The sequence below is a fragment of the Nocardioides sp. InS609-2 genome, from assembly GCF_023208195.1.
Taxonomy (GTDB): Bacteria; Actinomycetota; Actinomycetes; order Propionibacteriales; family Nocardioidaceae; genus Nocardioides.
The window spans coordinates 1533279-1554116 of record NZ_CP060034.1; the positions used below are offsets into that span (position 1 = coordinate 1533279).

Annotated in this window: 17 protein-coding genes; 4 read left to right on the top strand and 13 right to left on the bottom strand. The window is 69.8% G+C overall.

What is annotated here, in order from left to right; all coding sequences use genetic code 11:
* Positions 1-77 precede the first annotated feature (77 nt).
* Entirely contained in the window at positions 78-332 is a 255-nt protein-coding gene (locus H4Q84_RS08115; protein WP_248582880.1) for a WhiB family transcriptional regulator, read from the bottom strand.
* Between the two features lie 198 nt (positions 333-530).
* Here H4Q84_RS08115 and cofD point away from each other — a divergent pair, with 198 nt between their 5' ends.
* From cofD to H4Q84_RS08130, 3 genes are read left to right on the top strand one after another with little or no spacing between them, the layout of a single operon-like run.
* Complete coding sequence (cofD, locus tag H4Q84_RS08120) at positions 531-1526, top strand: 2-phospho-L-lactate transferase (RefSeq protein ID WP_248582881.1); 996 nt, start codon at positions 531-533, stop codon at positions 1524-1526.
* On the top strand, positions 1523-2494 hold the full coding sequence (cofE, locus tag H4Q84_RS08125) for a coenzyme F420-0:L-glutamate ligase (protein WP_248582882.1): 972 nt from the start codon (positions 1523-1525) through the stop codon (positions 2492-2494). Before cofD ends, cofE begins: the two co-directional genes overlap by 4 nt.
* Positions 2495-2535: 41 nt before the next feature.
* Positions 2536-3270 (top strand): DUF3105 domain-containing protein, encoded by a 735-nt coding sequence (locus H4Q84_RS08130; RefSeq protein ID WP_248582883.1) that lies wholly within the window; start codon positions 2536-2538, stop codon positions 3268-3270.
* A 22-nt stretch (positions 3271-3292) separates the two neighbouring features.
* On the opposite strand, the gene H4Q84_RS08135 is transcribed toward H4Q84_RS08130, so the two are convergent.
* Positions 3293-4375 carry a sugar phosphate nucleotidyltransferase gene (locus tag H4Q84_RS08135; protein WP_248582884.1) on the bottom strand — a complete coding sequence of 361 codons (1083 nt, stop codon included), beginning with the start codon at positions 4373-4375 and terminating at the stop codon, positions 3293-3295.
* Positions 4376-4486: 111 nt separating this feature from the next.
* Here H4Q84_RS08135 and H4Q84_RS08140 point away from each other — a divergent pair, with 111 nt between their 5' ends.
* Positions 4487-5203, top strand: a complete 717-nt coding sequence (locus H4Q84_RS08140) for a TIGR03089 family protein (protein ID WP_248582885.1) — start codon at positions 4487-4489, stop codon at positions 5201-5203.
* 17 nt (positions 5204-5220) lie between these two features.
* Here the strand turns inward: H4Q84_RS08140 and H4Q84_RS08145 are convergent, their stop codons facing one another.
* The 11 genes from H4Q84_RS08145 to H4Q84_RS08195 form a co-directional block, all read right to left on the bottom strand.
* Positions 5221-7923: an FG-GAP-like repeat-containing protein gene (locus H4Q84_RS08145; protein WP_248582886.1), complete on the bottom strand. Its 2703-nt coding sequence runs from the start codon at positions 7921-7923 to the stop codon at positions 5221-5223.
* A gap of 287 nt (positions 7924-8210) precedes the next feature.
* Positions 8211-8993 carry an ABC transporter ATP-binding protein gene (locus tag H4Q84_RS08150; RefSeq protein ID WP_248582887.1) on the bottom strand — a complete coding sequence of 261 codons (783 nt, stop codon included), beginning with the start codon at positions 8991-8993 and terminating at the stop codon, positions 8211-8213.
* Entirely contained in the window at positions 8994-9926 is a 933-nt protein-coding gene (locus H4Q84_RS08155; RefSeq protein ID WP_248582888.1) for an ABC transporter permease, read from the bottom strand.
* Positions 9919-11934 (bottom strand): glycosyltransferase, encoded by a 2016-nt coding sequence (locus H4Q84_RS08160; RefSeq protein ID WP_248582889.1) that lies wholly within the window; start codon positions 11932-11934, stop codon positions 9919-9921. Before H4Q84_RS08160 ends, H4Q84_RS08155 begins: the two co-directional genes overlap by 8 nt.
* Positions 11931-13118, bottom strand: coding sequence for a UDP-galactopyranose mutase (gene glf, locus H4Q84_RS08165; RefSeq protein ID WP_248582890.1), 1188 nt, complete (start codon positions 13116-13118; stop codon positions 11931-11933). Before glf ends, H4Q84_RS08160 begins: the two co-directional genes overlap by 4 nt.
* Positions 13119-13263: 145 nt before the next feature.
* Positions 13264-14196: a formylglycine-generating enzyme family protein gene (locus H4Q84_RS08170; protein WP_248582891.1), complete on the bottom strand. Its 933-nt coding sequence runs from the start codon at positions 14194-14196 to the stop codon at positions 13264-13266.
* Positions 14193-15077, bottom strand: a complete 885-nt coding sequence (locus tag H4Q84_RS08175; protein WP_248582892.1) for a glycosyltransferase family 2 protein — start codon at positions 15075-15077, stop codon at positions 14193-14195. The genes H4Q84_RS08170 and H4Q84_RS08175 overlap by 4 nt, the downstream gene beginning before the upstream one ends.
* A complete protein-coding gene (locus tag H4Q84_RS08180) occupies positions 15074-16018 on the bottom strand; it encodes a glycosyltransferase family 2 protein (RefSeq protein ID WP_248582893.1) in 945 nt (314 codons plus the stop codon). The genes H4Q84_RS08175 and H4Q84_RS08180 overlap by 4 nt, the downstream gene beginning before the upstream one ends.
* A 49-nt stretch (positions 16019-16067) precedes the next feature.
* Positions 16068-17543 carry an LCP family protein gene (locus H4Q84_RS08185; RefSeq protein ID WP_248582894.1) on the bottom strand — a complete coding sequence of 492 codons (1476 nt, stop codon included), beginning with the start codon at positions 17541-17543 and terminating at the stop codon, positions 16068-16070.
* A 96-nt stretch (positions 17544-17639) separates the two neighbouring features.
* Positions 17640-18200, bottom strand: coding sequence for a GNAT family N-acetyltransferase (locus H4Q84_RS08190; RefSeq protein WP_248582895.1), 561 nt, complete (start codon positions 18198-18200; stop codon positions 17640-17642).
* Positions 18201-18202: 2 nt separating this feature from the next.
* Positions 18203-20770 (bottom strand): CHAT domain-containing protein, encoded by a 2568-nt coding sequence (locus tag H4Q84_RS08195; RefSeq protein WP_248582896.1) that lies wholly within the window; start codon positions 20768-20770, stop codon positions 18203-18205.
* Positions 20771-20838: the final 68 nt, after the last annotated feature.

Below are 20838 nucleotides of genomic sequence, written 5' to 3' on the forward strand. Positions count from 1 at the left end.
CTAACGACCACCCACGTGAGGTCCGAATCAGCTCAGAAGACAGCCGATCGGCCCACCCCGTCGTGGTCGGGTCGAGCTCAGACTGCGCGCTTCTTCAGCTTGCGGCGCTCTCGCTCGGAGAGCCCGCCCCAGATGCCGAAGCGCTCGTCGTTCATCAGTGCGGACTCAAGACAGTCATCGCGGACGTCGCACGTGAGGCAGACCTTCTTGGCCTCTCGCGTGGATCCGCCCTTCTCGGGAAAGAACGCCTCCGGATCGGTCTGCGCGCACAGTGCGCGGTCCTGCCAACCCATCTCGTCGGCGTCGGAATCAAGGAGAAACAGTTCTCGCATCGGCCTTCGCCCTTTCGACCCTACGTGTCCCAGATGGCCCTCGCGGACCGCCTGGCAGTGCCAGCCCCCTGGTGGAAGAACACTATGGGAATTACATGCCTGTCGTACCCGGAAGTCAAGCCCAGATCTGCTATGCGTTCTGGCCCACAGTGACTAGGGGGTGCGTAGTCGGATCGGGTGGTCCGGCACAGTATCCGCATGCAGAACATCACCGTGCTCTCCGGCGGCTTCGGCGGAGCCACGTTCCTCCGCGGCCTGCGCCACGCCCTCAGCTCCGGCAGCCTGTCACAGGTCGACCAGGACGCGACCGTCACGGTGGTGTCCAACACCGCCGACGACCTGTGGATCCACGGGCTCAAGGTGTGCCCAGATCTCGACACGGTGATGTACACCCTCGGCGACGGGCTCGACACCGAACGCGGGTGGGGCCGACGCGACGAGACATGGAGCATCAAGGACGAGCTCGCGGCGTACGGCGTCGACAAGACGTGGTTCGGGCTCGGCGACCGCGACATCGCCACCCACCTCGTGCGCACGCAGATGCTCGAGGCGGGCTACTCGCTCTCGGAGGTCACCGAAGCGCTGTGCCAACGCTGGCAGCCCGGGGTGCGCCTGCTGCCGATGACCGACGACCGGGTCGAGACGCACATCGCGATCGCCGACGCCGAGTCACCCAGCGGTCGCAAGGTCGTGCACTTCCAGGAGTACTGGGTGCGCCTCCGCGCCCAGGTGCCGGCCGAGGCCGTCGTGGTCGTGGGGCTCGACGAGTCGAAGCCCGCGCCCGGTGTCGTCGAGGCCATCACCGGCGCCGACCTGGTGATCCTGCCGCCGTCCAACCCGGTCGTCTCGGTCGGCACCATCCTCGGTGTGCCCGGCATCCGCGAAGCCCTGGTGGCGACGAGCGCGCCCGTGGTCGGCCTGTCCCCCATCGTCGGCGACACCCATGTCCGCGGCATGGCCCACCAGCTGCTCGACAGCATCGGGGTCGAGGTGTCGGCCGGCGGGGTCGGCCTCCACTACGGCGCGCGCAGCGCCGGCGGGGTGCTCGACGGCTGGCTGGTCGACGAGCGCGACGCGAGCCACCTCCCGGCCCTCGCGGCGGCCGGCATCAAGGCCGTCGCAGTGCCGTTGATGATGACCTCGCCCGAAGCGACCGCCGAGATGGCGGCAGCCGCCGTCGCCCTGGTCTCGTGACCGCCCGGCTCGAGGTCTTCGCGCCCGACGACCTGCCCGAGATCACCGCCGGCGACGACCTCGCCCGGCTGGTGGCCGACCGCGCCGACCTGCACGACGGCGACGTGGTGGCGGTGACCAGCAAGGTCGTCGCCAAGGCCGAGGGCCGGGTGCGCCCCGGAGACCGCGACGACGCGGTTGCCGGGGAGACCGCCCGCATCGTGGCCAGGCGAGGTCCGGTGCTGATCGTGCGCACCCACCACGGCCTGACGATGGCCGCTGCCGGGGTCGACGCGTCCAACGTGGCCACCGGGACCGTCGTACTCCTGCCCGTGGATCCCGATGCCTCCGCACGAGCGCTGCGCGAGCGGCTGCTCGACCTCACCGGCGTCAACGTCGGCGTCGTCGTCACCGACACCGCCGGCCGGGCCTGGCGCGAAGGGCAGACCGACATGGCGATCGGCGTCGCCGGGCTGACCCCGCTCGAGGACTTCGTCGGCCGGTTCGACGGCCACGGCAACGAGCTGGCGGTCACCATGCCGGCGGTGGCCGACGAGATCGCGGGCGCCGCCGAGCTGGTCCAGGGCAAGCTGCACGGCCGGCCGGTCGCCGTACTCCGCGGGCGGGCCGACCTGGTGCTGCCCGCCGGCGAGCACGGCCCGGGGGCGCAGGCGCTGGTGCGCGACGACGCCACCGACATGTTCGGGTACGGCGCCCGCGAGGCCGTCGTCCGTGCCCTGGCCGGGCAGCCGGACGACCGCGCCCCGTTCGGGACGCCGGCCACCCTCGACGACCTCGCGGCCGCGCTGGCGCAGCTGCCCGGCGTGAGCGAGGTCTCCGAAGAAGGCGCCCGTGCACGGGTGGCCGGCGCCGACCGCACGGTCGGCACCGCCGTCGCGGCCACCTGCTTCGCATTCGGGTGGCAGGTCGACGCGCTCGACGACACGACTTCCGGCATCGCCGTGCTGGTGTCACCCGTCACTACGTAGACTCTGCCCGCGAACCGACCCAGACGACCGAGGACCTTCACGTGGCGAAGCAGGACAAGACCAGCCGTCAGGCTGTCATCGACGAGATCCGCAACAAGCAGAAGAGCGCTGAGCGGCGTCGCGGGGGCATGATCCTGGGCGTGGCGGTGCTCGTCGGCCTGCTGATCATCGGCGCCGCGGCGTACAAGCCGGTCAAGGACTGGTTCGACCTCCGCGCGTTCAACGACAAGAACCTGGCGGACATCGGCCCCGCGGCCGACGCCTGCCAGAAGGTCGTGAAGAAGACGGCCGAGGGCAACCAGGACCACGTCGAGCCCGGCACCCCGCTCGCCTTCCAGGACTCACCGCCGGCCTTCGGCCAGCACTACAACGTGTGGGACTCGATCGAGAAGAAGCTCTACACCTCCGATCGTCCCGAGCTGGGCATGCTCGTGCACAACCTCGAGCACGGCTACACGATCCTCTGGTACGACGACACCGCCGCCAAGGACGCCAAGGAGATGGACGAGATCCGCGGCATCGCCTCGAAGTTCACCAGCGACACCAACCTGCGTGACAAGTTCAAGGCCGTGCCGTGGACCAAGGCCGACGGCGACGCGTTCCCCGACGACGCCCACATCGCCTTCACCCACTGGTCCGCCGGTGGTGAGGGCGAGACCGACCCGGCCAAGCAGAAGGGCATCTTCCAGTACTGCTCGGCTCCCAGCGGCGCGGCACTCGAGAAGTTCATGCTCGACTACCCCTACCTCGACTCCCCCGAGCCGAGCGTCCTCTGATCTCCCGCTGACCTGTTCGATCTCAGGTCAGCTCGCCGTGGCCGTCCTCCTCGAGGGCGGCCACGATGCGTTTCACGTCCTGCGCCCGCTCGCGCGTCGTCACGAGCAGGGCGTCGCCCGTGTCGACGACGACCACGTCGTCGAGGCCCACCACCGCCACGATCCGTCCGCCAGCCGGCACGACGAGCCCTGAGGCATCCACGGTGCGCACCAGGCTCCGGTCACCGAGCACGGTGACGTCGTCGCCGGCGCCCACGATGTCGAGCAGGGACGCGAAGTCACCCACGTCGTCCCAGCCGAACGCACCCGGCACGACCGCGACTCGTCCGGCCGCCGCGGCGGGCTCGGCGACGGCATGGTCGACGGCGATCTTCGGCAGCCGCGGCCACACCTCGATGAGGGTTGCCGGGTCGGCGGCGATGCCGCGCAACGCCGCGGCGAACCCCGGATCGGACTCTGCCAGCAGGTCGAGCATCACCGAGGGCCGGCAGACGAACATGCCGGCGTTCCAGAGCATCCCCTCGGCGACGCACCCCGTGGCGACTTCGCGCGGCGGCTTCTCGACGAACTCGGTGACGCGGCACGCACTCCCGGTGATCGCCTCGCCCAGCCGGATGTAGCCGAAGCCGGTCGCCGGCCGGGTCGGCGTGATGCCGACCGTGACGAGCCAGTCGTCGCGCGCAACCTCGGCCGCCTCGGCCACCACCGACCGGAAGGCCTCCGCGTCGCCGATCACGTGGTCGGCGGCGAACGAGCCCATCACCGCCTCGGGATCTCGATGCTCCAACAGCGCGGCGGCCAGCCCGATCGCGGCCATCGAGTCGCGGGCCGAGGGTTCGGCGACGACGTCTGCGGGCGAGAGCCCCGGCAGCTGGGCGAGTACGGCGTCGCGGTGGGCCGCGCCCGTCACGACCAGCACCCGGTCGGCGACCAGCGGCACGAGCCGGTCGGCCGTGCCCTGGATCAGGGTGCGCCCGCTGCCGGTGAGGTCGTGGAGGAACTTCGGGGACGCGCGCCGCGAGAGCGGCCACAACCGGGTGCCGGCACCGCCTGCGGGGATCACCGCCCAGAAGTGGTCGAGCGCGGTGTCCTGGCTGGAGGTCATGGGCGCGAGAGTAGCGATTTCGGAGGTCGAGTAGCGAGCGCAGCGATTTCGGAGGTCGAGTGGCGAGCGCCAGCGAGCGTACGAGACCCGTCGTCCTCCTAGGCTGACTCGGTGACCACCTTCAGCACCGTGCTCCGCGACCAGCTGGCCCGCGACGCCGGCCGCCCCCTCGTGACGTTCTACGGCGAGACGCCCGGCGAGCGCATCGAGCTGTCGGTGACGACGTACGCCAACTGGGTGGCAAAGGCGGCCGGCCTGCTCGTGGAGGAGTGCGACCTCGAGCGCGGCCAGTCGCTGCGCATAGACCTGCCCACGCACTGGCTCGGGCCGGTGTTCCTGGGCGCGGCCTGGACGATCGGGCTGGTCGTCACCACCGACGACGCCCCGGATGCGGTCATCTGCGGACCCGAGACGCTCGCCGACTGGGCCGACCGCGCCGACGACCTGCCGGTGCTGGCGTGCAGCCTGCTGCCACTGGGTGGGCGGTTTGCCGAGGGCGTGCCACCGGGAGTGCACGACGTCGGTGCCGAGATCTGGGGCCAGCCCGACGCGTTCACGGCGTGGGACCCGCCCGGGCCCGACGACCGCGCGACCGACGTACTCACCCAGGCCGAGCTGTTCGCCCCGACGCGTGGGACGGCCGCCGTCGGGAGTTCTCTCACCGACGGCGGCCGTCTTCTCACGACAGCGAACCCGGCTTCCCCACCAGATGTCGCTGCCTTCACCGAGCCGCTCGCAAGGGGCGGCTCCGTGGTCCTCGTGGCCCGGGCCGACTCCGCTCGTCTCGACCTGTTGTACGTCGAGGAGCGGGCGACCACCCGCGCGTGAAACCTGTCCCGCGCCGGTCACCCGGCCAGGTCGTAGCTCCCCATTCCCTCACCGAGGAACCGGCGGCCGGTGACCCCGGTGTCGGTCGCATAGAGCACGTAGAGGTAGCCGGTGGCCAGCTCGCGCGCGAGCAGGTCGGCGTGGCCGTTGGCCTTGATGTCGCTGATGCCGATCACCCAGTCGTAGGGCGTGAAGTCGAACTTGAGCGCGGTCCGCGCACTCACCGGTCCCCCCGTCTGGCCGCGCGCCAGCGCCCCCCCGGTGCCGGCCCAGAGGTTCGTGACACCGTTCACGACACCGGCGAGGTCGGGGAGCCCGTCACCCGTCACGTCACCGACGGCCATGAGCCCCGTGACCGGGCCGTAGCCGGTGCCGACCTGGGTCGGCGCAGCAAGGTGGCCCTGGCCGTCACCGCGCCGCAGCTGCATGGTGCCGTCGGTCTGGCGGGTGATCACGTCGCCGAAGCCGTCGCGGTCCCAGTCGCCGACGTTGAGAAGCACGTCGGAGGCCGAGAGGTCGGCGCCGGTGTCGATCGGGTTGCCGAGGTCGAAGGTGCCGGCGTTGGGCACTACGAGCAGCTGGTCGCCCTTGCGGCCGATCAGGTCGGGTGCCGGGTCGCCCGAGATCTGCCCCGCGCCGCCCAGGTCGCGCAGCCCGGAGAGGTTGCGTAGCGCCCCCACAGGCGCTGCGAACGTGCCGTCTCCACGACCTGCGAGCAGGTAGACCTTGCCGTTCTTCATCCGGCCGACCAGATCCGGACGACCGTCTGCGGTGTAGTCGCTGCCACCGATGACCTGGTTGTACGGCGCCCAGTTGCCGACGACCTTGTGGGGCTTGTCGAACGTCGCCGCCCCGAGGCCGGCGCGCAGCCAGAGCTGACCCCCCTTGTCGCGTCCGAGCACGTCGGGCTTGCCGTCGCCCGTGACGTCGCCCGCTGAGGTGAGGTCGACGAATCGGCCCCACTTGCTGTCGGTCCTGGCGAGCTTGAGGCCGCCCTTGCGGGTGCCGAGGAACGCGTCGACACGGGCGCCGCCCTTGATCTTCGCGATCAGGTCGTTGCGGCCGTCACGGTTGATGTCGCCCACGGACGTGACCAGGTTGTGGCCCTTCATCGCCTTCACGCTCCGGCTCACCGCGCCGAACTTGCCGGCCCCGTTGCCTGGCTTGATGTTGGCGACCCCCTTGCGTGAGGTCATCACCAGGTCGGCGTGGCCGTCACCGGTGAGGTCGCCGGACACCAGCACCTGCTTCTTGGCCTTCCAGCCACGCGCGCCGATCGTGACCGGCTTGGCGAATGCCGACAACCCGCCCGTCGGGATCACGAAGCCGCGCTTGTCGCTGGCCCGGCGCACGATCAGGTCCGGGTGCGGCGAGCCGGCGAGGTTCGACTGCAGGGACTTCGAGGCCCACCCCGACTGCGCGCTGGCGGCCAACTGACGGATCCGCGGGATCTGGGCATAGAGGTACTTGCCCGGGCAGGCGGTGCTGCCGGCGTCCCGATGGCCGTTGATGGCCTGGAAGACCTTGCTGCCGACCTGCTGCGAGGTCGAGGCCGGGTTGACGCCGGCCAGGCCGAGCTTCCACGCGAACAGCGCGCCGTACGCCTGGATCATCTCCTCGGGCGGCTGTACGGTCTCGAAGTTGCCGATGGCCGACATAGCGAACGAGTAGTCGTTGTAGCCCAGGGTGTGGGCGCCGACGACGGCCTTGTCGATGCCGCCGTACCGGCCCTCCCAGATCCGGCCGAAGCGGTCGACGAGGTAGTTGTAGCCGATGTCGCTCCAGCCACGGGACTGCACGTGGTAGGCGTAGATGCTGCGGATGAGCGCGGGCACCTGGTCGGCGGTGTAGTCGTTGGCGTTGACCGTGTGGTGCACGAAGCCGGCACTGATGGTGCCGTAGCGCAGCGACCCGGCGTCGCGCATCTTCTCGTCGGCGCCCCACTGGGCACGCGAGTAGATCGTCGGCATGACCGCGGTGGTCGCGGCGGCCTGAAGGGCGATGCCGTCCTGGCCGTCGGTCTCGGACCGCGCGGCGGTCTGGGCCTTCGCCGGCGCGGTCGAGAGCCCGGCGGGACCGGTCTCGAGCTCGGGCTCCTCCTCGGCGGTGGCGGTCTCCTTGCCGGGGTCGACGACCGAAAGCTGGAGGTCGTCCGGCAGCGGGCTCGCGTCGGCGTCGGTGACTGCCTTGACCTGCACCTGGTCGACGTCGCCGACCAGCACGGCGTCGGTGCCCGGGCGGTCGTTACGCGCCTCGGGGCTGGTCGGGTCGGGGTCGTGGTCGTCGTCGTACGGGACGGTCATCCAGTCGGACCAGTCGTCACCGGTGCGCGTGCGCACCGTCACCGCGATCTCGTCGGCACCGATCTTCTCGCTCGGGTCCCAGGTGACGCCGACGGCGCCGTAGCCGACCACCGGGGCCGGCTCGCTGACCACCTCGTGCACGGCCACCGCCTGCTTCCGGATGCCCGACGCGTCCTTGGCCGCGGCTGATGGCCCCAGCGCGTAGTCGGTGACCTCGGGCTCGACCGCCTTCGTCGGCACCTTCGCCCGAGCGGACGAGAGGTACGCCGTGGAGCCGGCCTGGCCGGCCTGGCTGGGGTGCTGACCCACCACGTCCAGCGACACGATGCTGGCGGCGGGGGTGAGCACGGCCAGCACCACGCCCAACGCCAGCAACTGCTGACACGCGGTGATGAAACGGACCTGAGACTGACGCATAGGTGGCTACTCCAGTGAAGGGGAAGATTCACACGGGATAGCAAGTTTCACACCAGTCACATTGGTTACGCGATGGTTTCTGAGTAACTACAATGCTGTAATTTCCAGTCGACACGCCGGACGAGTCCGACTTTGTCAAGTCGTCGAGAGGCTCTTCGTCGGTCGAGGTCGACGTGCCGCGCGCTCAGTCTCGACGCGTCCATCGCAGCCTCGTACCTCGGCCGCGGGGCTTGCTCGACCTGCTCTCGCCCACGGAGCCTGCTCGTGCCTCGCAGACTCCTGCTCGGTCAGATGTCGGCGCCGAGCTCCTCGTCCTCGTTCTCGTCGTCGCCGTCGTACTCGAGGAAATCGATGCCCTCCTGGACGTCGCCGTCGAAGGCGAGCCGGCCCTTCTCGAGCACCAGCACGCGGTCGCACACCTTCTTGACCGAGCCGGCGGCGTGGCTGACGTAGAAGAGGGTGACGCCGCTCTGGCGCACCTCCTCCATCTTCGCGATGCACTTCTTCTTGAAGGGCTTGTCACCGACCGCCAGCACCTCGTCGGCGATGAACACGTCGCAGTCGACGTGCACGGCGACGGAGAAGCCGAGGCGGGAGTACATGCCCGAGGAGTAGACGCCGACCGGGGTGTCGAGGAAGCGGCCGACGTCGGCGAACTCGACGATCTCGTCGAACTTCGCGCTGGTCTCCTTCTCCGTCATGCCCAGGATCGCGGCATTGAGATAGATGTTCTCGCGGCCGGTGAGCTGGCTGTGGAATCCGGCGCCGGTGGCGATCAGGCCGGAGATGCGGCCGCGCGTGCGCACGGTGCCGCCGTCGGGGACCATGCTGCCGTTGACCATGCGCAGCAGCGTGGACTTGCCCGAGCCGTTGAGGCCCATCAGCCCGATGGACTCCCCCTGCGCGACGGTGAAGGACACGTCATCGACGGCGAGGAACGTGTCGCTGATCTTCTGGCCGCGGGTCTTGGCCACCGCCATCTGCTTGAGGGTGCGGTGGTACTGGAGGCGGAACTCCTTGGTCACGTGTTCGACCACGATGGACTGCGTGGCAGAGGTGGAGCCCATCATTCAGCCGATCATCTCGGGAAGCCGACGCTCGAGCTTGTTGAAGGTCCACTGGGCAAAGACCAGGAAGGCGAGACAGAAGCCGAGCACCACGAAGCCACGCGAGATGAGGTCGCTCGGAAAAGACCGCGACAGAAGGTCCAGCTCAGGATCGGTGGTGGTGACCCAGAAGCCGCGCTGCATCAGGAGCACCGCCTCGACGGCGGGGTTGGCCATGTAGATCGAGTGGGCGAGCTCGTTGGGGAAGCGGTCGACGACCAGCTCGTAGGGGTACATCATCGGGACGCTGAACGGCACGACCTGGGTGATGTTCTGGACCAGGCGTCCGAAGTCGCGGAACATCACGTTGAGCGCGGAGAACAGCAGCGCCATGGCCGTGGCGAGGATCAGGATGATCAGGAATCCCATGACGGCCGCGGCGAAGCCGAGCATGTCGGGGTGCCAACCGGCGATGAAGCAGGCGCCGACCAGGATCACCAGCTGCGGTCCCGTGTGGTAGAGCGAAACCAACATCGAGGCGACCGGGAAGAGCTCCTTGGGGATCGACATCTTCTGCACGAGGCTCTTGTTGGCGATGATCGAGCGCATGCCCGAGGAGTAGCTCTCGGTGAAGAAGTTGATGATCACCATCCCCGAGAAGAGATGGATGGCGAAGTTCTGCATGCCGGCACCGCGCCCGGCGATCATCCCGAACACGAAGAAGAACGTCAGGAACCGCACCAGCGGGTTGATGTAGGACCACAACAGTCCGAACCGGGAGCCCAGGTAGCGCGCCTTGATCTCCCGCGACACGAGCAGGCGCAGCAGGTAGCGCCGCCGGAACACCTCCAGAAGGCCCGCCGACGCCGCCGGGTCGATCAGCGGCATGTGCTCGAGGTCGTGACGGACGCCGACGTTGTCGTAGTCGGGGCCCGGCCCCTTGACGGTGTCAGTCATCGCGTTCCTCTTGATCACGCGTCCAGGGCTCGAACGTCTTGTCCCAGGCCTCGGGCGAGGTGATGTCGCCCAGCGCGGCTCGGTACTCCTCGGCCAGGCGGGGCCACTCGCGGCGGAACCGCTCGTGGATCTCGATGGTCTTCTTGACGAGCTCGCGGAAGTGGGCTGAGTCGCGCTTGTAGAACGCCGCCGAAGTGCCGTCGTTCATCGAGACCACGGCCGAGTCGTACGACGCGAGGCGGTACCACTTCGCGTCCATCGCCCGGATCTCGACCTCGGGGTGCTCCTTGGCCAGGTCACGCGCCGGCTTGAGGTGACGGATCGGCGCGAGCCCGGCGGTGACCAGCTGTGCCCACCGACCCGGGATCTCGACGATGTCGCGGCCCTTGCGCGGCGGCTTCTTGCGGCGTACGTCCGGGAAGGACTCGCGGTCGGGGCGCAGCTGCGCGTCGGTGAACTGCTTGCGGAACGCGTTCACCTCGGCCAGCTTGCCGGGCAGCATCTCGTGCAGGTGGCCGGGGCCGGCCAGCACGTCCTCCATGGCCTGGTGACGCAGCTCAGCGGTGGAGTACTGCATGGAGACCAGGTGCGCGATCTGGTGGTTGATGCTCTCGCGCAGCATCCGTCCGCCCCTGGGGTACGGCGAGTGCAGCAGCGCCGCGACGAAGCGGTTGCGGTGGTGGAAGTAGGCCTGCCAGTCGAGCGCGTCGTTCTTGTCGGTCCACGGCACGTGCCACACGGCCGCGCCGGGGAACGTGACGGTCGGGAACCCCGCCGCCTTGGCGCGCAGGCCGAACTCGGAGTCGTCCCACTTGATGAAGAGCGGCAGGGAGAGGCCGATCTGCTCGAGGGTGACGCGCGGGATCAGGCACATGAACCAGCCGTTGAAGTCGACGTCGACCCGTTTGTGCAGCCAGCGCGAGGAGCGCAGGTTGCGGGCGGCGAGGTCCCAGTCGCTGAAGCCGTCGAGCGGCGTCATCCACCAGAAGCGCCACGGCTGGACGATCTCGCCGAACGAGTGCAGGCGGGCCCGGGAGTAGAGGCTGAACATGTGGCCGCCGACGATGGTCGGGCGCGTGGCGAGGTCACCGAACGTGACAGCGCGGACGACACCCTCGGGCTCGCAGACGACGTCGTCGTCCATCATCATTGCGTAGGTCGCGGTGCCCTTGCGGACGCTCTCGAGCTGCCCGCGGGCGTAGCCGCCGGAGCCACCGAGGTTGCCCTGCACGATGACCCGCAGCTGGTCGCCCAGCGACTTCTCGGCAGCCGGGAAGAACTCGGAGTCGGTGACGAGCTTGGTGCCCTGCTCCATGACCAGCACCTGGTCGAGGTAGGGCCGCAGCGTCTCGTCGTCGGCCAGCTGGCTGATCAGCTTGGCGCAGAAGTCGGGGCGGTTCATCGTCGTGATGGCGATGTCGACGCTGCCGTGCTCCGCCCGGTCGGCGGGGACCTCGGCGGACCACTCGGCCGAGACGACGACTGCGTCCTCCTCACCGGAGACGACGTCGTACCAGTACCAGCCGCCGTCGACGAACGGCGTCAGGGTGAGGTCGAAGGTGAACGTGGCCTGGCCCTCGCGACCGACGGTTGCGGAGTCGACGCGCTGCGAACGGCCGTTGGCCATCGACTTGTAGACCGTCAGGCCGGCGCCGGCGCCGGTGAGCTCGACGGTGAGCCGGACCTCGTCGACGATGGTCCAGCGGCGCCAGTACGACGCCGGGAACGCGTTGAAGTAGGTGCCGAACGACAGCTTGCGACCCTGCGGGATGCGCAGCGACGTACGCGACTCGATCTGGTCGGGGTGGATGCTCGCGCCGGTCGAGGTGGTCTGCCGGATCGCCGCGTTGTTGAGGTCCTTGGCCGCGCGGTCGCCGCCGATCTCGTAGCGATCGGCGTCGAGGCGGGCCTCCTCGGGGTCGACGTACAGGGCGAAGACGTCGGTGTCCTTGTCGATCGGCAGGATCTGCCGCTGGAGAAGCCGCCTGGTGGTCTGTGCTGTGGTCATTCGTCGACCCCTCCGCTCTTGAGCTCGGCGCCGTCAGCGAAGTGCGGCTTGAGCTTGTTCTCGAACATCGACAGCGCCGAGCCGATCGCCATGTGCATGTCGAGGTACTTGTAGGTGCCGAGGCGGCCGCCGAAGAGGACCTTCGGCTCGCGCTTCGCGAGCTCGCGGTACTTGAGCAGCGTCTGTCGGTCCTCGGCGGTGTTGATCGGGTAGTACGGCTCGTCGTCGTCGGTGGCCGCACGGGAGTACTCGTGCACGATCACGGTCTTGCCCGAGATGTAGGTGCGCTCGGGGTGGAAGTGCTTGAACTCGTGGATGCGGGTCCAGGGCACGTCCTGGTCGTTGTAGTTCATCACCGCGCAGCCCTGGAAGTCGTCGACCTCCTTGACCTCGGCCTCCAAGTCCACGGTTCGCCACGACAGGCGGCCCTGGGAATGCGAGAAGTACTCGTCGACCGGGCCGGTGTAGACGATCGGGACCTGTCCCTTGAAGCGGTCGGCCACGTCGAAGAAGTCGGTCTCGAGGCGAATCTCGATGTTGGGGTGGTCGGCCATCTTGGTGAGCCAGGCGGTGTAGCCGTCGACCGGGAGGCCCTCGTAGGTGTCGTTGAACCAGCGGTTGTCGAAGTTGTAGCGGACCGGGAGGCGCGTGATGATGTCGGCGCTCAGCTTGGTCGGGTCGGTCTGCCACTGCTTCGCGGTGTAGCCCTTGATGAACGCCTCGTAGAGGGGGCGCCCGATCAGCGAGATCGCCTTCTCCTCGAAGTTGCCCGCGTCAGCGGTGTCGAACTCGCTGGCCTGCTCGGCGATCAGCGCGCGCGCCTCGTCGGGGGTGTGCATCTTGCCGAAGAACGAGTTGATGAGCGAGAGGTTCATCGGCAGCGAGTAGACCTGGCCGTCGTACTGGCCGAAGACGCGGTGCTGGTAGTTGGTGAAACTGGTGAAGCGGTTGACGTACTGCCAGACCTTCTCGTTGGAGGTGTGGAAGAGGTGCGCGCCGTAGACGTGCATCTCGATGCCGGTCTCGGGGTCGGCTTCGCTGTAGGCGTTGCCGCCGAGGTGGTGGCGACGCTCCAGCACAAGCACCTTGAGACCGAGGTCGTTGGCGCACCGCTCGGCGATGGTCAGTCCGAAGAATCCGGAGCCGACGACCACGAGGTCGGGGAGGTCGGTGCTATCGGACATGGACGACGTCGTGCTGGATTCGGGCGAGGTCAAGGCAGGGCTCTCCTGAGTCTGGGGCGGCGGTCAGTCTACGGGCGGCAGGGTGCTGGCTCCGAGTCGGCCGAGCCCTCGCGCGCGTCGTTCTCGTCACGTCGACCCCACCTGTTCACCCCGCGACGCGGAAGCCGACGTTGCTTGCCGCCGACTCCGGGGTGTTTGCCGAGCGCGCGGCCACGCGGTAGCGATGGCAGTAGGAGTCGTGACAGAGGTAGGAGCCGCCACGCATCACGCGGTGGGTGCCCTCCCCCGGCCCCGTAGGGGCGAGCACCGGCGACGCGGCGTACCAGTGCGGGTCGAACCAGTCGGCGCACCACTCCCAGACGTTGCCCGAGGTCTGCCAGAGGCCGAGGCCGTTGGGGGCATAGGTCTTGACCGGCGCGGTCGTGACGAAGCCGTCGTCGCCGGTGTTGGTGGTCGGGAAGGTGCCCTGCCAGATGTTGCAGCGGAAGCGGCCATCCGGCGTGAGCTCGTCACCCCACGGGAACCGCGCCCCCGCGAGGCCTCCGCGGGCGGCGCGCTCCCACTCGGCCTCGGTCGGCAGCCGACCGCCGACCCAGGCGGCGTACGCCTCGGCATCGCGATGCGAGACGTGCACGACGGGGTGCTGGGGCCGCTTCGACACGTCGGAGCCGGGGCCCTCGGGGTGCCGCCAGTCGGCACCGCGGACGGCCAGCCACCAGGGCGTGCCGGCAGCCGTTCCCACGACGTCGGCCGGGTCGCCCGCGAACGCGAGGTGGAAGACGGCCGAGACACCGAACTCCTCGGCGTCGGTGAGGTGGCCGGTGGCCTTGGCGAACGTGGCGAACTGGGCGTTGGTGACCGCCGTCTCGCCGATGCGGTACGCCGGCAGCTCGACGTCGTGGACCGGCTGTTCGCCGTCGCCGGCGTAGCCCTCGTCGAACGCGTCGCCCATGGCGAACCGGCCGGCCGGGACGTCGAGGACACCGCGAAGAGTGCCGCCCCGAGAGGGCGTCGTCCGGGCAGGCGGCGGCGCCCCGTCACGGGCGGGCGCGCAGCACGCCGGCCGGTCGCCGGTCATCGCGGCACTGATCGCATCCCGCGTGCGGACCTCAGCGCCCGCAGGACGTTGGCGGCCTCGCCGCGTCCCCCACGCACCGGGCTGAGAGCCACCACACCGAGCGCGATGAGGTAGGGCTTGAGCCGGACCAGCACATTCTCGCCGTGGCGGAAGTGGACGGCGAAGAGGTTGCGGTACATATAGAACCCCTTCCAGCCCGAGAGGTCGTGCTGCTGGTTGAAGTCGAGCTGGCGCACGAGTACGGCGTCGCGCACGGCCACGATCGGGAACCCCGCGCGGCGGGCCCGGATGGCGTAGTCGACGTCGTCGTAGAAGATGAAGAACGACGAGTCGGGCAGCCCGATCGCGTCGACCACTTCGCGGGCGACCATGAACCCCTCGAAGGCGACGTTCTCGATGGGCACCTCTGCCGGCAGGTCGGCCCGGCTGGTCCAGGTCGAGTCCACACTGGCCGTCTTGGGGCGGATCGCGAGCGGGTTGCGCAGGTCGAAGCGGACCGCCGCCTTCTCGACCAGCGTGCCGGTCAGGTCCTCGCGCACCGCCATCAGGCACGGGCCGCCGTGCGCCAGCAGGACCGCCAGGCACTCGGGTGCGGGCACCACGTCGTCGTCCATCAGCCAGATGCGGTCGAAGCCCGCGTCGTAGGCCTGCTTCACACCGAGGTGGAATCCACCGGCCCCGCCGAGGTTGTCGGGTGAGTGGGTGAGGTGCAGCGGCAGGTCGGCGCGGGCCTCGAGCACCTCGCGGGTGTGGTCGGTGCTTGCGTTGTCGATCACGAAGACGCAATCGGGTACGTGCGTCTGCGCAGCCAGGCCGTCGAGCATCCCGGTGAGCAGGTCGGCACGGTTGAAGGTGACTATGACGACGGCGACCGCGCTCATGCGAGGAACCTCTCGTGGCCGGTGAAGTCGCTGCGCAGGCCGGCGCGCATCGCACTCAGGCTGAGGCGGAGCCGGCCCAGGCTCGGTCGGCTGAACGTGTAGAACCAGAACGTCTTCACGACGAACGCCGTCGCGTGCAGGCCGCCGCGGTAGTCGCGCAGGTTGACCAGGTTGTTGCGCGCCATGCAGTAGTGCTTGAGGTCGCTTGGGCTGTGGTTGTACGTCGTCCGGCCGAACATCATCGGCGTGCCGAGGTCGTCGGTGGCCGGGTGCAGGAAGTGTGCGTCGACGACGGTGGCGCAGCGGGCGCCGGCCTCGCGGGCGCGCCACAGGTACTCCACGTCGTCACCCCAGATGAAGAACTCCTCGCGCGGCAGGCCGATGCGGTCGACGAGCTCGGTGGTGACGAGGACGCCGTTGAACGGGATGACGACGTCGCGGATCAGTCCGTCCTCGGCAGCCTTCTCGACGGCGCCCATGTCGTGCACCACCTTGCTGCCACCGGGCAGCCGGATCGGGAAGCACAGGCGCGCCGTGTCCTGCTCGGCCAGCACCGCCGGACCCCAGAAGTCGAGGCCGTCGGCGTGCTCCAGAAGCAGGGAGAGGCAGTCGGCGGCAGGCACGCCGTCGTCGTCCATCAGCCAGATCAGCTCGGCGTCGAGGTCGATCGCCCACGCCAGGCCGTCGTGGAATCCGCCCGCGCCACCACGGTTGGTGGGCAACGACCGCGCCAGCAGCCCCGGTGTGGCGCCGGACATCATCTGCGTGGCCAGCCACTCCCCCGTGCCGTCGGTGGAGGCGTTGTCGAGCACCAGGATCTGGGCGAGTCCGTCGACCTCGCGCAGCCTGGCCAGCAGCCGTTGCACGAGCTCGAGCCGGTTGAACGTGACGACGACCGCGATGATGCGTCGATCACGCGCTTGCGTCGGTCCCTGCGTCACGTCGTACACCCTAGGTGCCGGGGCCTCTCGGGAACGTCAGGCGGGGTCGTCAGCAGGCGGAGCCAAGGTCCTCGGCGTCGTTGGCGGCGTACCCGTCCCGCAGGGAGCCGATCGAGCCACCGGTGAGCGACGGGGTCGTCGGCTTCGCCTTCTTCTTTCCGGAGGCAGCGCTCGGCGCGGGCTCGGCGGCAGCGAGAGCGACCTGCTTGCCCTCGGACTTGTCGATGGCCTCGGTGATCTTCTGCTGGACCAGCGCGATGTCGGGTTCGGCGGTGTTGATCATCGGCGGCACCAGCGAGAGCGTCGCGATCTTCTGCGACTTCGCGCGCAGCGCCAGGCCCATGAAGTTGTCGACCTCGCTCTGCGGCACGTTGGTCGAGATCATCTGGGTGCTGGCCTTGGCGATCTTCTGGAAGTTGCGTACGGCGACCTCCGGGCTGATCTGCTCGAGCATCGCGCCCATCACGCACTTCTGCCGTGCCATCCGGGAGTAGTCGTCGGACCCTTCGCGGGACCGCGCGAACCACAGGGTGTCGTGGCCGTCAAGCGTGCGGGTGCCGGGTTCGATGTAGCCGGTCACGTCACTGCCGAGCCCGCCGACCGGGATCCGGTCGCGCACCGTCAGCTCGACGCCGCCGACGGCGTCGACGAGGTCCTTGAAGCCCTCGAGGTTCACCATCGCCCAGTAGTTGATCTTCAGGTCCGTGATGCCCTCGATGGCCATGATGGTGGCGTCGACGCCGGGCTGCTTGGAACCCTTGAACAGGTCGGTGTGGTCGCCGGCCCAGGTGCTCACGCCGTTGAGGTAGCAGCCGTCACAGTCGAACCCCTTGGGGAACTCCTTGGCCATCACCGAGCCCGGGCTGAACGGGAAGTTCTGCATGTTGCGCGGCAGGCTGATCAGGACCGACTTGCCGGTCTCGGCGTCGACGCTGGCGATCGTCATCGAGTCGGGGCGCAGGCCCCACCGGCCGGCTCCGGAGTCGCCGCCGAGGAGCAGCACGTTGAAGCGTCCGTCGTGGGCGCCGACCACCTCGCCGTCGCCGAACATCGTGATCATGAAGTCGCGTTGTACGCCGACCATGTGGGCGCCCATGAGCAGGGTGCCGGCGACGGAGAAGCAGAGCACGCCGTTGACGCCGACCACGGCGAGCCGGTGGTTCTGCCGCAGGCTCAGTGGCTGACCGATCCGCCAGGCGTCGACGAAGAGGGCCGCCCAGCCGATGGCCAGCGCCATCAGGGCAAGGCGAAGCACCCCGAGCAACAAGGTGTTGGAGACCGCCCAGAAGGCGAAGTCCCTCGACGTGATGCTCGTGACAAGCGCGACCAGACCGAGCAGCACGAGGGCGAACCAGATGCGCAGCGCGATGCGCCCCACCCGACGGTTGCCCGCCACCAGCTGGGCCGAACCCGGCAAGACGAGCGTCATCAGCATCAAAGACACGGCGCGCCGGAACCGCACGCGCGCAGCACGATCGACGACCCGGTTGTCGTCGCCGAGGGTCTGGGTTGATGCGGAAGGCATCGAGGGCACCTCTGCTGGGGGGAAGGGGGCAGATGCGGTCCGGCCAAGTATCACCAGTCACACGGGTCACATCCGTGCAGGCACGCCGAGCAACGGTCAGCCGGCGAACGCGCTCCGCAGCAGGGCAGCCTCTATCTCGCGGTCGGCAAAGACGAGGCGTACGGCGTCGGGGTCGTCGTTGCCGGCATCGGGCCCGCGCCAGACCAGCTCGAGCCCGACCTTGCCTGCGACGGCCGCCGAGGCGTGGTTGTGCTCGAGCAGGTAGGCGACGACCGGCCGCTCGGGTGCCACGTCGTGCGCCGCCTCGATCGCGGTGCGCGCCATCTCGGCGGCGTACCCCTGCCCCTGGGCGCTGGGCGCGAACCGGTAGTAGAGGTTCCACCACAGGCCGTGGTCGGGCACCGCACATCCGCCGCGGCCGATGACCGGGCCGTCGACACGTTCGCGCACCGACCAGTTGCCCAGCCCGTGCGCGTCCCACTGGGCTTCGCCCTTGCCGACCATCTGCGCCGACTGCTCCCGCGTGGTGTGCCGGCCCTGCGGAAAGTGCCGCCAGGTGCCGGGGTCGCCGTGGATCGCGTGCAGGTCGTCGACATCGGCCTCGGCGGCCACGTCGAGCCAGAGCCGTTCGGTGCGGTGGTGACGCCAGTCGGTCACAATCAAACCCCCAGGGCAAGGAACGCGGCAGCGGTCGCGGCGCGCGTCGGGTCGTCGGCCGCCGCCGTACGGGCACGGTGGAGCGCGGTGGGCAGATCCTCGCCGACGTCCAGGCCGGCATGGACGTCGACCATCACCTCGACGGTCGCCTCGTCGTTGACCACGGCCACGCTGGCCATGACTCCGGCGGTGCCGATCGCGAGCAGGGCCGACACCAGGCCCAGCAGCTCTCCGGCGCCGACCGGCGCGAGCACCCCGGAGTCGCACGCGGAGAGGATGACCCGATGCGGTGCCCGGACCAGCCGCTCGAAGTCGTAGACGGTCAGCGGCCCGTCAGCAAGGTCGAGCGAGGAGAACAGGGGCGAGTCGGCACGGAAGTGTCCGTGCGCGGCGAGATGCGCCAGCCCGGCTCCGTCGAGGGCCGCGAGCGCGCCGTCGACCGTCGCCTCCTGGTCGCGCAGGACGACGGCGTCGAGGTGGCGAGGGGCGACCACGCTGATCTCGGAGCCACCTGTGGTCAGCCCGGGTCCGGCCACGAACACCCGGCTGTCAGACGCTGACGTGCGCTCCCGCGCCCGCAGCCACAGCGCGCCCGACGGTACGACGGCGTGCGGCACGTCGGCCAGCACTGGCATGAGTCCCCACGGGGCGCCGTGCAGCCGGCTCGTCGGCGACACGACCACCGGACCCGGCAGTCGACGGGCGGCGACCCCCAGCACGGCGTGCTCGAGCCGGGCGCCGGCCTCCCCGAGCGGGGCCGGCCGACCGCGCGCGGCCTGTCGCAGCGTGAACCGCGCTGCCTCGGCGGCCCGCTCCGCATCGGCTACCGGGCCGACGACGTGCCGGCGTACGCGACCACCTGCGACGACGAGCGCGTGCAAGGTCCCGGCGATCTCCACCAGCTCGACGAACGAGCCCTCGCCCACGCCGGCAACGAGTGCCTCCGCGTCGAAGGCATCGGCAGAGCTGCTGTCGGCTCCCGACGCATGACGAAGCCGGGACCGCAGGTTCGACTCGATCCGGCGACGCTCCACCTCGAGCTGCTGGATGTCGCCACTGACCTCGCGTGCGGCACGCAGTCGTCGGGCGTTGTCGCGCAGGGCCGCGACGGGGCCGGCCACCTCGTCCGCGCCCGGGAAGACCCGCGGCTGCGCCAACGACGTGGCGCGCAGGCGCTCGCTCCACCCGAGCAGTCGTCGAGGACTTCCGTCGAGCGCCGTCTGCAGTGCGAGCTCGGCAAGGTCGACCCCATGACTGCTGGCCAGCGCGCGCAGCTCGGAGCTGCCCAGCGTGGCCCGATGCCGGTCGAGCTCGTCGAGCCCGCGCCGGCACGCGGCGAGAACACCTCGCCGATCGCCACGTTGCCCGCACTCCAGACCCTGGGCCAGCCATCCGGAGGCGCGAACCAGAGGCAGGCGATGGTCCGTCCGGTACGCCGCGCCGGCACGGAGTGCCTCTGCCGAGTCGTGCGGAGCAAGCCGCGCTACCAGCAACCACGCGTGCACGGCCTCGTCAGCACCCTCGGCCTGCAGAAGACGGGCCAGGTCGAGGGCACGCCGGGCGGTACGACGGTCGGCACCGTTGAGGGCCTCACCCGCACGCAGCTCGACCAGCTCGGCGCGCATCGCGAACCAGTCCCGACCGTGCTTGCGGAAGAGCCGGCTCGCCGTCCGGGCTTCTGCCAGTGCCACCTGGTTGTCGGCACCGGCGAGGAGCGCCTCGGCGCGTCTCAGCCGTAGGTCGGCCTCGCGGGTCGGTGCCAGCCCACCGCGGTCGAGGCGGTCCTGGGCCACTTGTGCGGCCTCCTCGGCCAGCCCGGCGACGAGCAGGACATCCGCGCGATCAAGTGTCAGGTCGACCTCGTCGAGTCCGAAGCGTTCGAAGCGGGCGGAGGCCTCGTCGAAGAGTCGGAGGGACGTCGGCAGGTCACCACGCAGGAACGCGACGCCCGCGCGGTTGTGCAGCGACTGGGCGGCCTCGACCGGGAGGCCCTCCCGCTCGAACATCCGCTCCGCCCGGGTCGCGGCGCGAGCCGCGGCGTCCGGATCCCCGAGAGCCTGGTGGAGCGCGGAGACGTTGTTGAGCGTGCGCGCCTCCCAGACCCGGTCACCCGCGGTCTGCACGCCCTCGAGCGCCCGTTCGAGGTCGGTCAGGGCTTCGCGGTGGCGCCCGAGGATGGTTGACAGCACGTACCCGCGGCGCATCAGCACCCGAGCCCGCAGCGCCGGGGACGGTGACTCGGCGACTGCGCGGTCCAGCTGGGCGAGCCCGGTGCGTCCACGTCCGGCCATCGCGTACGCCGCGCCGAGCGTGGCCCGCACGTCGGCGGACCTGTCGGCATCACGGGTGGAGACCGCCAGTCGCAGGGCTCGCCGCAGCTCAGGGAGCGCCTGCTCGACATCGCCCTGCTGACGGAGCGCCAGCCCGGCCGCATGGTGGGCGACCGACTGGAGCCAGGCACCGCGGGCCGACTGGGCGAGCTCACGAGCCGCTGCGTGCGCCGCGGCAGGATCGCTGATGGCGAGCAGCAGCAGGGCGTCGGCGACGGCCTCGTCACTTGCGCCTGGCATGGACCACCTCCTCAGACCTTCCCTGACCGGCCGGACATGGCTACGGTCCCAGAACCGGAGGCCCATCC

Bases quoted from the DNA above. Each gene is read 5' to 3' on its own strand.
- H4Q84_RS08195 (WP_248582896.1), bottom strand. From the start codon at position 20,770: ATGCCAGGCGCAAGTGACGAGGCCGTCGCCGACGCCCTGCTGCTGCTC.
- H4Q84_RS08115 (WP_248582880.1), bottom strand. From the start codon at position 332: ATGCGAGAACTGTTTCTCCTTGATTCCGACGCCGACGAGATGGGTTGG.
- H4Q84_RS08170 (WP_248582891.1), bottom strand. From the start codon at position 14,196: ATGACCGGCGACCGGCCGGCGTGCTGCGCGCCCGCCCGTGACGGGGCG.
- H4Q84_RS08150 (WP_248582887.1), bottom strand. From the start codon at position 8,993: ATGATGGGCTCCACCTCTGCCACGCAGTCCATCGTGGTCGAACACGTG.
- H4Q84_RS08175 (WP_248582892.1), bottom strand. From the start codon at position 15,077: ATGAGCGCGGTCGCCGTCGTCATAGTCACCTTCAACCGTGCCGACCTG.
- H4Q84_RS08155 (WP_248582888.1), bottom strand. From the start codon at position 9,926: ATGACTGACACCGTCAAGGGGCCGGGCCCCGACTACGACAACGTCGGC.
- H4Q84_RS08135 (WP_248582884.1), bottom strand. From the start codon at position 4,375: ATGACCTCCAGCCAGGACACCGCGCTCGACCACTTCTGGGCGGTGATC.
- cofD (WP_248582881.1), top strand. From the start codon at position 531: ATGCAGAACATCACCGTGCTCTCCGGCGGCTTCGGCGGAGCCACGTTC.
- glf (WP_248582890.1), bottom strand. From the start codon at position 13,118: ATGTCCGATAGCACCGACCTCCCCGACCTCGTGGTCGTCGGCTCCGGA.
- H4Q84_RS08145 (WP_248582886.1), bottom strand. From the start codon at position 7,923: ATGCGTCAGTCTCAGGTCCGTTTCATCACCGCGTGTCAGCAGTTGCTG.
- H4Q84_RS08185 (WP_248582894.1), bottom strand. From the start codon at position 17,543: ATGCCTTCCGCATCAACCCAGACCCTCGGCGACGACAACCGGGTCGTC.
- H4Q84_RS08160 (WP_248582889.1), bottom strand. From the start codon at position 11,934: ATGACCACAGCACAGACCACCAGGCGGCTTCTCCAGCGGCAGATCCTG.